The organism is Geothrix fermentans DSM 14018 (assembly GCF_000428885.1).
GTDB lineage: Bacteria > Acidobacteriota > Holophagae > Holophagales > Holophagaceae > Geothrix > Geothrix fermentans.
In genome coordinates this window covers 37361-52773 of sequence record NZ_AUAU01000024.1, presented here as the reverse complement: position 1 = coordinate 52773, position 15413 = coordinate 37361, and the positions used below count along the sequence as shown (strand labels likewise).

Here is a 15413-nt window from a genome sequence, read left to right as displayed (position 1 = left end):
CACGGCTGCCTCGGTGCGGGTCGGGGCGCGCAAAGGCCGGCTGGAGCGGTCATCCAACCCAGACCGGCCCTCCTTCCTGAATCGGGCCAGCCATTTGTAGGCAGTCCGGACGCTGATCCCCGCCGCCTGGGCCGCTGCCTGGACGGTCATTCCCAGGCACCGGACACGCCGGATCAATAACGCTCGACTTCGTGGACAGGTCTTTGCTGAACTGTGGAGGTTCATCCGGGTTGCCTCTGCGAAAGCCGCTGTGTGGTAACAACAGCTTCCCAGCTCAACCCGGATGAACAACCTCCTTGGCAGTTACACCTAGGTGTGGCAGGCCTCGCAGCCGGTGACGGCCAGGAGCTTCGGATTTCCGGAGAAGTGGGGCTGGTGGCAGGACAGGCAGGTGAGGGGCTTGCCGGTCGCCTTGATGATGCGATCCGAAGTGGGGTGGCTGGCCGTGGGGTGATTGGCCTTCTTGTCCTTGTGGCATCCCAGGCAGAGTGGCTGCACCGCCCCGCGGGGGAAGCCCTTGGCGTCGCCGCCATGGGCCGTGTGGCAGGTGGCGCACTGGCCGTCCATCACGGGCTTGTGCCGCGAGGCCGCTTTATCGGCCTGCTCCCGGAGGCCTTCGTGGCACTGGAGGCATAGGTCCCTGGGATTCCCGGCCAGGAGGGAGGGCAGGGTGGAGGCGTGGGGCGTGTGGCAGGCGGTGCATTCGCCGTTGGCCACCGGGGGATGGGGGAAGGCCTTCTTGGCGGCCGCGGCCACGCCGTCATGGCAGTTGAAGCAGAGCCCGGGCATGGCCTCGCTGGTCGAGAAGGGCTTGGCCGAGGCGGGCTCCGCGTGGCAGGTGGCGCAGCCCCCCTCCGCCACGGGCGGATGGGCCGTGGCCTTGAGCATGCCGCCCTGATTGGATCCATGGGGATCGTGGCAGGTGGCGCAGTCCTTGGCGGACACGGGGTAGCCCTTGTGGGCCTTCCTCAGATCGCCGGCGTCGTGGCAGCTGACGCAGAGCTCCTCCACGGGCTGGAGGAGGCCCTTGGCCAGCTTGCCCGTGTGGGCCGCATGGCAGCTGAGGCACTCGCCGGAGGCCGCGGGCTGGTGGGCGTGCTTGGACTTCACCGCCGCGGCGATGGTCGTGTGGCACGACAGGCAGAGGTCGAGGGGCTTCTGGCGCAGCAGGCGCTGGGCCTCGGTCTGGTGGGGGGCGTGGCAATCTCGACAGCTGCTGTCCAGATAGGGCTTGTGCCCCCAGCCGGCCTTGGGCGCCTCGGACTTCTCATGGCAGGCGAGGCAGACCTGGCTGCCGGGCTTCTCCAGCAGGGCCTCGCTCTTCGAGGCGTGGGGCCGATGGCAGGACAGGCACTCGCCGCCCTTGAAGGGCTGGTGCTGGGCGGCACCGGCCTTGGGCGCCAGGTCCGCGTGGCAGGCCAGGCAGAGCTGAGGCACGGGCTGCTCCAGGCGGGGCGCCCCAGCCGGGAGCTTGGCGCCGGCGGCCGGGGAGGCGTGGCAGTTGCCGCAGCTCTCGGTGAAGGGCGGATGGGCGCCCTTGAGGATCAGCCCCTTCTTCTGGGCGGTGTGGGGCTCGTGGCAGCCCAGGCAGTCCACCTTCGCGAGGGAGCCGGTGAGGTGCTTCCGGCCCAGGGCCTCGTCGCTGAGATCGTGGCAGGCCGCGCAGGCCTCCTGGATCCGGGGGGAGGCCAGCAGGGCGGGCCCGCTGCCGGAATGGGGGCTGTGGCAGCTGCTGCACTGGCCGTCGTTCACCGGGGAGTGGACGACCTGGAACCGGTCCTTCCGGGTGTGGCAGGCGTAGCAGCCCTCGGGCTGGTCGCGCTTGAGGAACCTGGCCTGGTCGCCGCCGTGGGGATCGTGGCAGGCGAGGCAGGCCCGCTGGCCCGTGGCGGGCTGGTGCTTGGCGCCGCCCTTCATCAGGCCGTCATGGCAGCTCGTGCAGAGTTTGTCGGTGTCGTCCTTCAGGAGCCTGGCGCGGCTGCCGCCGTGGGGGGCGTGGCAGGCGCTGCACTGGCCATCTTTCACGGGGGCGTGGAGCACCTTGCGCTTCACGACCTTCTCGTGGCAGGCCCCGCAGGCGGCCAGCTCGCCGCCCTTGATGAGCTTGGCGGAGGCCGAGGCGTGGGGCGCGTGGCAGGTGAGGCACTGCCCCTTCTCTGCCGGGGCATGGGGGACGACCTCACCCTTGGCCACGCCGGCGTGGCAGGTGGCGCAGAGTTTCTCGCCGGCCTGTTTGAGGACCGGAGCGGTGGCGCTGGTGTGGGCCTCGTGGCAGGCGAGGCAGTTCCCCTGCGCGGCAGGCGCATGCTGGCTCTTGCCCTTGACGAGATCCGCGTGGCAGCCGAGGCACAGCTCCTTCGCCGGCGCAGCGAGGAGGGCCTTCTCCTTCGACTCGTGGGGCCTGTGGCAGTCCATGCAGGCGCCATCCCGGAAGGGCGGATGCAGGGACTTCCCCTTCGCGAGGTCCGCGTGGCAGCTGGCGCACAGCTCCCGGGGCGGGGCCGTGAGGAGGCCCTTGGCATCCCCGGCATGGGGCCGGTGGCAGGTGAGGCACTGGCCGTCCTTCACGGGCTGGTGTGGCAGACCGGGGCCGGGCAGGGGGCCGTGGCAATCCAGGCAAAGTTCCGGCACGGGCTTCGCCAGCCTCACCTCGCCGCCTGAGGCGGGGGCGTGGCAGTCGGCGCAGGAACCAGGCGCGAAGGGAGCGTGCTGGCGGTCCCGCAGGAGGCCCTTGGCCTGGCCGCCGTGGGGATTGTGGCAGGTGGCGCAGGCCGCGGCCCTCAGGGGGAAGCCGCCGTGGGACGAGGAGAGGCCCGTGAGGTCGTGGCAGGTGTCGCACTGGCCCGGGGCACCGGCCTTCAGGAGGTTGGGCGTGGCCGAGGGGTGGGGCTGGTGGCAGGCCAGGCAGTCCCCGGTAGCTGGGTGGGGGTGGGCCGAATCGGTGCGGGCCTTGATGTCCCCGTGGCAGGAGAGGCAGAGCTCCTGGGTGTCCTTCCGGAGCAGGCGCTTCCGGCCCGTGTCGTGGGCGCCGTGGCAGGCGCCGCACTCGCCCTTGGCCTCGAAGCGGTGGGCCGGGCGTTCGTCCGCGGCCTTCTTGAATCCCTTGTGGCAGATGGCGCAGAGGGCCCGGCCGCCTCCTTCGTGGAGGATGTTCACGTTGGCGGTGCCGTGGGGCTTGTGGCACCACTGGCACTTCCCGTCCAGCAGGGGTTTGTGGGCCGTGGCCGGGGCCGCCGACTTGACCGCCCGGGGGTGGCAGTCCTGGCAGGTCCTCAGCGCCTCCGCGGCCAGGCCGGGGGCCAGGATCGCCATGAGGGCAAACCACAGGAAGGTGAGGGTCCGGCGTGAACGGGTCATGGCGTCGGCGGTCTCAGAAAGGTGCCCCGGGGGGGAGGGCATACATCATCGTAATGTCATCTTTGTTTGCGCCAAGACCCGGATGAACCGTATTCGTGTCCGACGCCACTCGGAAAGCCCGTCTGTGTGGGGAATTTCAGGCATCACCCTGAGGGGTGGAAGGGCCCTGGTGGGGTGGTTGGTCCCAGGTCCGTCACGGGATTGTCCGAGTCCACGCCCACTGCATCAGGTTTCCGAACACAACATCTCCGGGCCCTCTCCTGCCCGGATTCGGTGCAGGCGGGCCGGTCCGGTGGGCCGGGCGGATCACGTTTCGCGGTGGGTGATGCCGATCACGAATCCGCGAAGGCGGGATGGATCTCGCCGTGCGGATGCATCTTGGGCATCTTCGCGCCCAGGTGGCCGAAGTGCTTGCCGTAGGCGGCCATCATCTCCTTGCAGGCGCTCAGCAGGTAGCGGCGCTTGAAGCCGTCGGGCAGGGCTTTGATCTGCGGGATCTTCTGGGCGTAGAACGCCATGTAGCAGCGCCCGAGGGCCACGGAGACCTCCTCGAGGGTCATGGCGTAGGGCTCGAGGATGGGGGTCGCGAGGTTGTACTTCGCGTGGTCGAAGACGCGGATGCGGTCCTTCATCTCGTCGAAGAGGGGCGTGAAGGGCATGGGCGTGAGCACGGGGAACACCGCGATGTCCGGGTTCATCCGGATGGCGACCTCGATGGTCTTGTCGATGGAGGCCGGGGTCTCGGTGGGATGCCCGATCATGAAGGAGGCCTCGGTGACGATGCCGTGTTCGCGGGCCAGGCGGATGGCTTTGGCGATGGCGTTCACGTCGTTGCCCTTGTTGAGGGCCGCCAGCAGCTCGTCGGTGCCCGCCTCGGCGCCGATGTAGAGGTGCACCACGCCGGCCTTGCGGTACTTGGGCAGCAGGTCCTCGTCGCGGACGATGTCCTCGGCGCGGGTCTCCATGAGCAGCCGCACGCCGAGGTCCGCCGCGATGACGAGGTCCAGGAGGCGCTCCCAGCGGGCCCGGTCGCTGGTGGGGTAGGGGTCGATCAGGGTGATGGACTCGACGCCGTACTTTCCGGCGAGCAGCCGGATCTCCTCGATCACATCCTCCGGCGTGCGGGCGCGCCAGTCGCCCCGCCAGAAGGCCCGGTGGCTGCAGAAGGAGCAGCCCATCATGCAGCCGCGGGAGGTGAGGATGGAGGCCATGCGGCCTGGGGGATCGATGCGGTAGCGGTAGAGGCTCCAGTCCAGCAGGTGCCAGGCGGGCTTGTAGCGGTCGAGGTCCAGCGCGTGGGGCCGTGTCTCCGTGGCCATCACGATGCCGTCGCGGAGGAAGGCGATGCCGCGCACGCGGTCCAGAGCCCCCCCGGCCAGGGCCGCCAGCAGCTCGGGAAGGGTGTCTTCCGCCTCGCCCCGAAGGACGACGTCCACGGCGCCCGAGGGATCGTGCAGCAGCTCCTGGTAGCGGAAGGTGGGGAAGGGCCCGCCGATGAAGGTGGTGATGGCGGGATCCACGGCTTTGGCCAGTGCCAGCGCCCGCAGGGCCGCGGGCACCACGGCGGTGCTGATGGCGCCCGTGACCGGCAGGTAGTCGTAGGCCACCACCACGTCGGGGCGGTGCCGCTCGACCTCCCGCCTGATGTCGTCGAAGGTGGCGCCCTCGGTGTTCATGGCGTCGTAGATGCGGGCCTCGTGCCCGGCCCCTTCGACGGCCCCGGCCAGGTAGGCGATCTGGAGGGGCGGCCAGGTGCCGATGACCTCCACCCCCCAGCTGGAGTAGGGCGGCACCACGAACAGGACCTTGCTCACGACGTCACCCTCATTGCCTTTCGCAACATCATTCTGGAGTCAAAGGTGGCGGAAAAAGTCACAATGCCGGCGCTCCGGGCGGGTCACTGGAAGTAGGCGGCGTGGAGGGAGGGCACCAGGAAGGGGAGGATGAAGGCCGTGAGGATGGAGACCCCGAAGCAGCCGATCACCAGCCAGGCCGTGGTCCGCGGGCCCAGGCGGTAGAACAGCCGCAGGTGCAGGAGGGAACCGAAGCAGAGCCAGGTCACCAGGGACCAGGTCTCGATGGGATCCCAGCCCCAGTAGCGCCCCCAGGACTGGTGGGCCCAGATGGCCCCCGCGATGATGGTGGTGGACCAGAACACGAAGCCGAAGCCCACGAAGCGGATCATGGACGCGTCCAGCACCTCGGCCGCCGGGAAGCGCTCCAGGAACCGGCTGGCGGCGCCCCGGAGCTTGCGGAGCAGGATCACGGCCGCGGCGAAGGCGAGGAGGAAGGCCCCCACCGCCAGCTTGGTGAAGAAGATGTGGAAGATGAGCCAGATGGAGCGCAGCGTCGGGGGCAGGTCCTTGGCCTGGGGATCGGCGAACAGGCCCAGGCCCATCATCAGGATGGCGCCGGGGAGGGCCACCAGAGCCAGCCCCGCCCAGCCCGGCCGCCGCCACAGCACCACGAGCAGCATGAGGACGGCGATCCAGGCATTGGAGGAGAGCACCTCGGACTTGGCCATGTAGGGACCGTGCCCCACCGCCGCCCAGCGCGCGAGGATGGCCGCGGCATGAGGAGCCAGGCCCAGGGCCGCGACCCAGGTGGCCCAGCGCGCCCGCTCGGGATGGTTCCACATCAGGGCGTGGGCGAAGAGCACCGCCGCCAGGGCGTAGACGGCCACCGAGGACCAGTGGAGCGTGGCTTCGAGGATGAAGGGCGTCATGGGGGCTCCGGGCCTCAGGGCTTTCCAGGGGGAGGCGTGGCGATGCTGTGGGCGTCCTTGGCGTCCATGGTCCAGGGGATCTCCTTGCGGCCCACCTGCGGCGGCGCGGCGAAGGAGGTCTCCTCGACCATCCAGGCCCCCTTCTGCTTCCGGAAGAGGTAGAGCATTTCGTAGCGGTCCACGGAGGCCTCGCCCACCTGGGCGCCGGTGGCGACCTGCACATCGCGATACCGCCACTGCTCCCGCGTGCGGACCCGCAGCTCGCCCTTGCCTTCTTCGACACCGGCCACCTCCAGGGATTCCAGGTGGGCGTCGAGGGCAATGCCCATGTCCGCATGCACGCCGATGAGGCCCGTGAGGCGCCGGCCATCGGGGGCGTTCGGGCCCACCACCGGATCGATCAGGAGGATGTCGTTCTTCCGGTAGGCCTCGCTCACGGCCTCGTTGTAGCGGACCACGAGGTTCCGGGCCTGCGTTTCGGAGACGCGCCCGCAGCCCAGCCCCAGGGCCGCCAGGAGGAGGGGAAGGAAACAGGTGCGCAGGGTCATGCCTCGCCTCCATGCTCCCGCACCAGGCGCGCGAACCGCTCCTGGTACAGGGGCGCGAACCGGTGGGGCTTCATTGCCACGACCACCCGTTCCTGGCCGCCTTCCGGCGTCACGCTGACGAGTTCGTCCACCCGCGTCACGCCATAGGTGAGGGCCGCCCCGGCCAGGGCGACGATGAAACCGGCGTAGGCGAGCCCGATGGCGGGGTCGCGGCTGCCGTGGATCCGGGCCCAGTAGGGGAGGCCGTGCAGGCGGAAGGTCCCCCCGCCGGGCAGGGCCATGGCCTCGCCGGGCCGGAGGTCGGCCTCCGCGACCTTGGCGGCGCCCTTCAGGATCCGCACCTCCGCGTGGTCGGGGCGGCGCCCATCCGCCGGCATCGGCACCCGGATGCGGGCGCGGAGGGCGCCGGGACCCGGCGTGTAGCCGCCGAAGGCCTGCGGTTCCTTCCGCTCCAAGAGGGCCGCCGTCCCGGAGGCGGGATGCGCGGGCAGGTCCCAGGTCACCAGGGCGGCCGGCCCGAAGAGACTGTCGGCATAGAGGCGACCGCGGCTGACGCGGAGGTCCTGGTTGATGCCCAGCTCCCGGAGCGGTCCGCCATCCGGGTCGGCCTCGGCCACCTTCAGGCGGAGACCCATGAGATCGCCACCTTCGTACCGCGTCGGCTCCACCGACACCAGCCTCAGGGGGCCGTCGAGCCGGAAGGGGGAGGCCAGGGGGCCCGGCTGCTGGAGGCCCCAGGCCGCCACGGTGGGGGGTAGGACCTCGCCTTCGAACAGGTCCACCACGGCCTGGACGCTGAACAGGGCCCCCAGGGCCCCGGCGAGGATCACGCCCAGGAGGCCCGCGTGGAACAGGGGGGAGCCGGCGAGTCCCAGCCGTCCCCGGCTGCGGATGGAGATGGAGGCGGGGCCCTGTCCGGGGCGGGTGAACTCGAGCTGGAGGGGCGCGTTCCGGAAGTGCGCCTCGGTGGGGACCTGGCCCCAGGTCGCGCGGAGCCGCCGCGTCTGCTCGACGACCACGAGGATGAGCGAGGCCGTGGCGAAGGCCAGCGCCCCGAGGAACCACCCGCTGGTGAAGACATGGTCCAGGGACAAAGCCTCCACCAGGAAGGACGCGAAGGCCCCATGGGACCGCAGGCTCGCGACCTGGGCCGCCGCGGACCGCCCGGCCTGGGGCAGGCCGGCCCCGAGGGCGCAGGCGGCAGTGATGACGAGGATCTCCGTGACGATGACGGCGGGCCGGCGCAGGAGGCGCTTCAGCGGGCGGAGGGGATTCCATCCCGGCAGGGGGCGAAGGGCCTCATCGCTCGGGCTCACCAGGATTCCACCCCCGTGCCCGTGAGGGCGCTGTGGTGCACGGTCGTGTCGCAGTTGCTGGTCGCGTAGGTCCCCACGGCCGCCTTCTTGAACTGGAGGATCAGGGTGTTGGTGCGGTCGCCCTGGTAGGCGTAGCGGGCGGGCATGTTGGTGTTGCAGGCCATGAGGCGGGACATCTTGCTGCCGTGGGGGATCACCACGTGGCAGGCGAAGCACTGGTGGCCTTCGTGGGTGCTGTTCTTCGTGTGGACGTCGTTGGTGAGGGCCGTGGTGAGCTGGTGGCAGTTGTTGCACCAGGACTGGCTGGCGACCGTGCTGCCCAGCGCCGCCGTGAGGGTGACGTTCGGCCAGTTCGCGGCCGGCGCGCCGCCGGCGAACTCCCGCAGCATGAACTGGTTCGCCGACCCGTGCGGGCCCTGGGCCGCCGTGCCGTTGGTGTTGTGGCAGTCGGAGCACATCATGGTCTGGGTGCCCACGGCGGTCCACGGGGCCTTCATGAAGGAGGCGCTGAGCGCCTTGGGGGCGACGTTGCCGGTGTAGTTGTTGAGGCCGGTCACCACGGGATGGCCCGAGGCGTTGCTGGGGCTGAACTCCTGGGCGAGGTCGGTCTGCTCCCGGGTGATGACATAGGCGGCGGCCGCCGCGTCGGTGGTGCCCGCGTAGGGGGTGGCGAGCGTGAGGCTGGTGGCGGTGGCGGCCACGATCTTGTAGGCCGGCGAGGTGAGGTTCTTCTGGATGTACATGCCCACCACCGTGCGGCCGGGCGCGGTCTCGGAGTTGGTGGCCGTGGTGGTGACGACCCAGGTGGTGCCCGTGCCGGCGACCGTGGTGCTGCCGTTGGTGAACTTGGCGGTGCCGGTGTTGTAGAAGGCGGTGACGCCGCCCGGGCGCGTGGCGCCATAGCTGTCGTAGCTGGTGTGGCACTTGAAGCAGACCTGGTACTCGTAGATGGCGCCGCTGGCGGCCACCGCGGGGGATCCGCTGGCGACCTTGGTGAAATTGGCGGAGGTGGGCGTGGGCCACAGCCCCAGGCCGGCGTAGTTGAACTGGACGCCGTCCACGCCGCGGAGGGCGTACATGTTGTTCAGCACGCCCCCGGCGTCGGCCCGGAGGCGGTTCCGGTTGGCATCGGCCGTGGTGGCGTAGGCATGCACGCCCGGGGTGGCCATGTGGGGGTTGTGGCAGTCCGCGCAGCCCACGAGGTGGCCGCTGGTCCGCTCCACGGGGTGGTGGTTGGTCTTGAGGATCTCGGTGCGGACGTCCTTGGCGGGGCTGCCGTCATGGCAGGTCTCGCAGAGGTTGGCCTGCTGGGCGCCCAGGGCGAAGGCGTACCGCCCGCCCGGGTTGTTGGCGTCGGGCCAGCCGTGGGGCGTGTGGCAGTTCTTGCAGGCGCCGCGGAGGGTCGTGTCGGCGATGGCGGGGTAGGTGCTGCCGCCGTACTGGTCTCCCGGCCAGAGGATGCCGCTGGCGGGGTTGGTGTGCACGTTGGCCGTGGCGGTGTCGGCCAGGGTGTGGCAGTCCGTGCACAGGGCCAGGGAGTTGCTTACCCGGAGCAGCATGCCCGCGGGCGCGGTGGTGGTGGGAGCCTTGTGGACGTCGTGGCAGGTCAGGCACTCGACGTTGCCTGCCGCGGAGAGGACCGTGCCCAGGGTCGGGGTCTTGGTGTTGGGGGCGGAGGCCAGGTTCACGTGGACCGGGTGCGAGGTGCCGCCCTTGCCCACGTTGCGGGCGGCATGGCAGTCTCCGCACAGGGACCCGTCGTCGTTGCGGACGCGCTGGAAGTGGCGGTTGCTGGTGGTGCCGGCGGTGTAGGTCTGGGAGGCGTTCGGGTCGAAGGGGGCCAGGGCCTGCAGGTGCTGGTCGTGGCAGGTGGAGCACATGAGCTTCCCGCCTTCGAGGTACGTGGCCATGCCCGACGTGGGCTGGACCAGGTCGGGCCGGAGGTACACGTAGAAGAGGTCGTTGAGGACGAAGGTGCCGGTGCTGGAGAAGGCCAGCGAGATGCCAGTGCCGGCCAGGGCCTGGGCGGTGGTGCTGGTGGTGATCGTCGTGGCGCTGCCGAAGGTGGCGGTGCCGTTGGTGGTTTGGGACCAGGCCACCTTGGCGGTGCCCGTGGCCCCGCCGGTGGTGACCTGGAGCTTGATGGTGGCGGCGTAGGCGCCGGTGTAGTCGCCGGAGGAGGCGATCGCACCCGTGGAGGAGTTGGGCGAGCCCTTGATGATGCGGCCCGCGGCGCTGGAGTCCCAGCGGTGGGAGGTGCCGCCGGCGGTGGAGCCCACGAGGCTGGCGTCGGCGGGAATCGCCTGGTCCGTGGCCGTGAAGGCCTGGTTGGTGGCCCTGCCGCCGCTCACGTGGCAGCTCAGGCAGAGGTTCACGTTCCCGCTCACGGTCGTGAGGGCGCCCCCGGTGGCCCCGCCCATGACCTTGTGGCAGGTGGAGCAATAGTTCAGGGAGCCGTAGGCGTTGGCCGTCGCGATGTTGTGGGGGGGGTCCGTGGCGCGCAGGGGGGAGGACAGCCACCCCCAGCCGGCCAGCGCGAGCCAGAGGCACAAGCTTGAGGTCGACCAGCGGCTCATGGCGTGGATTTCCAGGGGGATGGGGGCGGTCCGGGCGGGTTGGAACCCCTTCCGGAGGATAGGGAGGATTTTGATTTCAGGACATGTTTGTGATCTATGGTTGGCTGGCGTGTCGGGGAGGACGGTGTGCGGAATGCCGCAGTGGTCTGGAATCAGATGGATGAAAGCGGGAAATGATGAGGATCACAAACGTGCGGGGAGGGACCGCGGAGGCGAATGCCCAGCGGAGACGCTTGCGGCTCACCAGGTCTCGGAGGAGGTCACGGTCACCCCGTGGTAGCAGGAGGTCTGGCAGCTTCCGTCCTGGGAGTAGCCGGTGGCCGAAGTCGGCTTCTTGAACCCGGTGATCTTCATGTTGCTGATGGTGTTGTTGTAGGCATACCGGGCCGGCATGGTGGTGCCGCTCCCGCTGTAGCCGATGAGCCGGGACATCTTGCTGCCGTGGGGGATCACCACATGGCAGTTCCAACATTGGTAGTTGTTGTGATTGCCCGTATTGTGGGCCGTGTTGTTGCTCAGGGTCAGGGTGTGGCAGTTGGTGCACCAGCTGGTGCTGGCGTTGGTGAGGGTGATGTTGGGCCAGTTGGCGGGGTTGGTGCCGCGAAGCATGAACTGCGCTGCCGATCCGTGGGGCCCTTGGGCGGCTGGCGAGGCCGCGTCCGTGTTGTGGCAGTCCGAGCACATCATGGTCTGGGTGCCCAGATTCGTGGCCCAGGGGGCCTTCATGGTGGCGGCGGCCAGGGCCTTGGGGGCGGTGCTGCCCGTGTAGCTGTTCAACCCCACCACCACCGGGTGGCCCGAGCGGTTGGCCGGGTTGAACTCCTGCGCGACATCCGTTTCCACCAGGGTGATGGGGCCGGCCAACAGGAAGCGGTAGACGCCCGTTGTGCCGGTGAAGTTGCCGCTCAGGGTGAGGGTCGTGGGGCTGGTGACCGCGGTGATGGTATAGGTGCCCGTCACGCCGTTGGCCTGGATGGTGCTGCCTACCAGGGACGAGGTCCAGGATGTGCCATAGCCAGTGACGGCCGTGCTGCCGTTGGTGAAGCTGGCGCCGGGGTGGAGGTAGAAGTCCTGGGGCGTGGTGGAGGTGGTGGGGGTCGTGGCCAGGGTCAGGCTGGTGGCCGAAGGCACGGCGCTGATGCGGTAGGCCGTGGTGTTGCCGCTGGTCATGGCGAAGAACTGGTTGACCAGGGCGCTGGTCCAGGTGGTGCCATAGCCCGTCACATGGGGAGCGGTGGTGGAGGTGATGGCGGCGGCGTCTCGGGTCTCGTAGGCGACGGAGGCCGTGGTGGTCTGGCCGAAGCTGGTGGAGATGGTCAGCGAGGTGGCGCTGGCCACGGCCGTGACGCGGTAGTTCGTGCTGGTGGAGCCGGAGGGGCGGATGTACTGGCCCAGCATGTTGGCCGTGGTCCAGCTGGTGCCGGTGCCGGTGACCGTGGTGCTGGCGTTCGTGAATTTCGCCGTGCCCGTGCCGGCCACCCAGGGCTGGGTGGTGCCGCTGACCAGGGTCAGGGGGCTGGTGCCGCCGCTGGTGATGCCGTCGGGAGCCGGGTTGGTGCCCCACGAGTAGCTGGTGTGGCACTTGAAGCAGACCTGGTATTCGAACTCGGCGCCGGAGGCGGCCACGGTGGGCGATCCGCTGGCGAGCTTCGTGAAGTTGGTTCCGGAGGGAACGGCCCAGAGGCCGAGTCCGGTGTAGTTGAAGGCCACGCCATCCACGCCGCGGAGGGCGTACATGTTGTTCAGCACGCCGCCGGCGCTGGCCCGGAGGCGGTTGCGGTTGGCGTCGGCGGTGGTGGCGTAGGTGTGGGTGCCGGCCGTGGCCATGTGGGGGTTGTGGCAGTCCGCGCAGCCCACCATGCGGCCGCTGTTGCGCTCCACGGGGTGGTGGATGGTCTTCGTGATCTCGGCCCGGACGTTCTCGGTGGAGGGGCCATCGGCGTCGTGGCAGGTGAGGCAGAGGTTGTCCTGCTCGGCGCCCAGGGCGAAGGCGTACTTGCCGCCGGGGTTGTTGGCGTCGGGCCAGCCGTGGGGGGTGTGGCAGTTCTTGCAGGCGCCGCGCAGGGTGGTGTCCGTGATGGCGGCGTAGGTGCTGCCGCCGTACTGGTCGCCAGGCCAGAGGATGCCGCTGGTGGGGTTGGTGTGGGTGTTGGCGGTGGTGGTGTCCGCCAGGGTGTGGCAGTCCGTGCAGAGGGCCAGGGAGTTGCTCACCCGCAGCAGCATGCCCGCGGGCGTGGTGGCGGGAGCCTTGTGGATGTCGTGGCAGGTGAGGCACTCGACGTCGCCGGCTGCGGAGAGCACGGCGCCGAGGGTCGGGGTCTTGGTGTTGGGGGCCGAGGCCAGGTTCACATGGACCGGGTGCGAGGTGCCGCCCTTGCCCACGTTGCGGGGGGCGTGGCAGTCGCCGCAGAGGGAGCCCGTGTCGTTGGCCACCCGCTGGAAGTGGCGGTTGTTGGTGGTGCCGGGGGTGTAGGTCTGGGAGGAGGTGGGATCGAAGGGGGCCTGGGCCTGCAGGTGCTGGTCGTGGCAGGTGGAGCACATGGCCTTTCCGCCTTCAAGGTGGGTGGCCATGGCGGAGACGGGCTGGACCAGGTCCGGCCGGAGGTACAGGTAGAAGATGTCGTTGAGGACGAAGGTGCCGGTGCTGGAGAAGGCCAGGGACACGCCGGAAGCTCCCAGAGCCTGGGCTGTGGTGCTGGTGGTGATCGTGGTGGCGGTGCCGAAGGTGGCGGTGCCGTTGGTGGTTTGTGACCAGGCCACCTTGGCGGTGCCCGCGGCCCCGGCGAGGGTGACCTGGATCTTGATGGTGGCGGCGTAGGCGCCGGTGTAGTCGCCGGAGGGGGTGATGGTGCCGGTGGAGGTGTTGGGCGAGCCCTTGATGATGCGTCCCGCGGCGCTGGAATCCCAGCGGTGGGAGGTGCCGCCGGCGGTGGAGCCCACCAGGCTGGCGCCCGCGGGCACGGCCTGGTCCGCGGCGGTGAAGGCCTTGTTGGTGGCCTGTCCCCCGGAGACGTGGCAGCTGAGGCAGAGGTTCGTGTTCCCGCTGACGGTGGTGAGCGCTCCGCCCGGGCCACCGTGGATCTTGTGGCAGGTGGAACAGTAGTTCAGCGCGCCGTAGGAATTCGCCGTGGCGATGTTGTGGGGGGGGTCGGTGGCGAGCGCCGCGGCGCCGGCCGTGAGCAGCAGCCCCAGGGCGAGGAAGGGGAGGGAGGTTCGGAGCCGGATCACTGGAGTCTCCCGGTGGGATTGGCCACGTTCACGTCGGCCAGGCCCTCGAAGGCGCGCCCATCCGCCAGCCGGCCGGACACCACGAGGAAGGCGCTCCCATCGGGCATGGTGGTCAAGAGGCGGTTCAGGTCGAACCAGGCCCGGTACTCCACGCGGCCATCGTGATCGAAATCCCCGAGGAAGGCGCCGGGCACATGGGCGGCGGGGATGCCGTTGGCCGTGAGGGAGTCGGTCTGGATGGTGGAGGGGTCCACGCCGGGGATCTTGATCAGCACCGAGACCAGGTCCGGGCGGGGGGGGATGGGCAGGGCGCCCCGCCCGCGGAACTGGGGACTTCGGGGGGGGGTCTGCTGAGCCGCGTAGTGTCGTTCGAAGGGATCTTCCCGGCGGAGGTCCGTGGGGGCCACGGTGAGGACGGCTGAGAGGATGTGCGGATCCGTGTAGGCGTCGAGGCCGAAGATCTCCACGCGGGTATTGCCGGGCGCGGCCACGAAGAGGCGGTTGTTCCGGTCGATGGCCAGGCTGGCGGGCCCCATGAGCTGGCCGGGGTCCGAGCCGAAGGTGCCGAGCTTCCCAAGCGAGGCGCCGGCGCTGTTCACCACCACCACCACGCCCCGGAAGGAATCCGCCAGGTAGATGCGCCCCTGGGCATCGGCCAGCAGGCCCTGCACCCGGCCGAAGGTGGTGTTGCTGCCGAGCATGCCGATGAGGCCGCCGAACTTGCGGAGGAAGGTGCCCTGGGCATCGAAGACCTGGATGCGCTCGTTGCCCTGGTCGGAGACGAAGACCTCGCCCGTGGGCCCCACGGCCACGCCCGTGGGGAAGTTGAACTGGCCCGCCTGGGTGCCTGGGCCGCCGAACTGGCGCGCCAGCTGGTTGTCGGGGGCATAGACCTTCACCAGGTTCGCGAGGCTGTCCACCACGTAGACCAGGCCGTCCGGCGTGATCTGGAGGTGGTTGGGCAGCTGGAACTCTCCATCACCCTGGCCGAGGTAGCCCGCAGGCACCCAGCCTGGCGTGAAGATGGCCACGCGGCCCTTGCCTGCTTCGCAGACGAAGATGCGGCCCGAGGCGTCCACGGCCAGTCCCAGGGGCCGGTCGAAGCCGCGCTTCACGGCGAGGAACTTCCCGGATTCGTCGCGGACCGTGATGGCGCCCAGGCGGGGATCCGCCACGTAGAGGCGCCCGGCCGCGTCCGTGGCCAGGCGCACGGGCTCGCGGAAGCCCTTGTCATAGGAACGTAATGCGGTGGCCACCGGAAGGGTGGCCTGGGCCGAGAGACCGAGGGCGGACAGGCATGCGAAGGCCGCTGGCAAGACCCAGCTACGGCGGAGGGTGGACCGGCCGGTCATGGATGACCTCCAGGGGCAGGCAGATATCAGGGGGGGGGGGGGGCGATTCCCAGGACAAGCCCGGAAAACCCCATGAGGGTAGGGACCTTTTTGAATTCTTGACAAGGTGCTGATCTATGTTCGATGGGACGGGATAGGTTGTCATGATCAACCCATGACGGGCTGTGTTGAAACTTGATGGGTAAAAACATGTAGATGACGAAAATCACAAAAATAGATGACCTATTGTTCGCCTATGGTGCCTATCTTCGTGGGGTCGGCTGACAGGTTCCTGTGACGTTTGGCTGATGCAAGACATCCACGAGGCAAAA

General features: G+C 69.6%; 9 protein-coding genes. All 9 read right to left on the bottom strand.

All coding sequences use genetic code 11. The features are described 5' to 3' along the window. A partial coding sequence (locus tag G398_RS20370) for a leucine zipper domain-containing protein (protein ID WP_157492349.1) occupies window positions 1-225 on the bottom strand: 225 nt, incomplete at its 3' end. Between the two features lie 84 nt (window positions 226-309). Next, the gene (locus tag G398_RS20755; RefSeq protein ID WP_026853348.1) at window positions 310-3357 is read right to left on the bottom strand and encodes a cytochrome c3 family protein; all 3048 of its coding nucleotides are present in this window, start codon (window positions 3355-3357) and stop codon (window positions 310-312) included. Window positions 3358-3689: 332 nt separating this feature from the next. Continuing rightward, window positions 3690-5171 carry a B12-binding domain-containing radical SAM protein gene (locus tag G398_RS17315; protein ID WP_052571714.1) on the bottom strand — a complete coding sequence of 494 codons (1482 nt, stop codon included), beginning with the start codon at window positions 5169-5171 and terminating at the stop codon, window positions 3690-3692. A gap of 83 nt (window positions 5172-5254) precedes the next feature. Further along, entirely contained in the window at window positions 5255-6082 is an 828-nt protein-coding gene (locus G398_RS21065; protein WP_026853347.1) for a cytochrome c biogenesis protein, read from the bottom strand. 14 nt (window positions 6083-6096) lie between these two features. After that, on the bottom strand, window positions 6097-6630 hold the full coding sequence (locus G398_RS21060; RefSeq protein WP_026853346.1) for a hypothetical protein: 534 nt from the start codon (window positions 6628-6630) through the stop codon (window positions 6097-6099). Continuing rightward, window positions 6627-7946, bottom strand: a complete 1320-nt coding sequence (locus G398_RS20750; RefSeq protein WP_026853345.1) for a cytochrome c biogenesis ResB family protein — start codon at window positions 7944-7946, stop codon at window positions 6627-6629. The genes G398_RS21060 and G398_RS20750 overlap by 4 nt, the downstream gene beginning before the upstream one ends. After that, entirely contained in the window at window positions 7943-10498 is a 2556-nt protein-coding gene (locus tag G398_RS19595) for a cytochrome c3 family protein (protein ID WP_052571713.1), read from the bottom strand. Before G398_RS19595 ends, G398_RS20750 begins: the two co-directional genes overlap by 4 nt. Before the next feature lie 264 nt (window positions 10499-10762). After that, a complete protein-coding gene (locus tag G398_RS21935; protein WP_052571712.1) occupies window positions 10763-13750 on the bottom strand; it encodes a cytochrome c3 family protein in 2988 nt (995 codons plus the stop codon). Continuing rightward, complete coding sequence (locus G398_RS0108865; RefSeq protein WP_026853344.1) at window positions 13747-15102, bottom strand: NHL repeat-containing protein; 1356 nt, start codon at window positions 15100-15102, stop codon at window positions 13747-13749. The genes G398_RS21935 and G398_RS0108865 overlap by 4 nt, the downstream gene beginning before the upstream one ends. Between the last annotated feature and the right edge of the window lie 311 nt (window positions 15103-15413).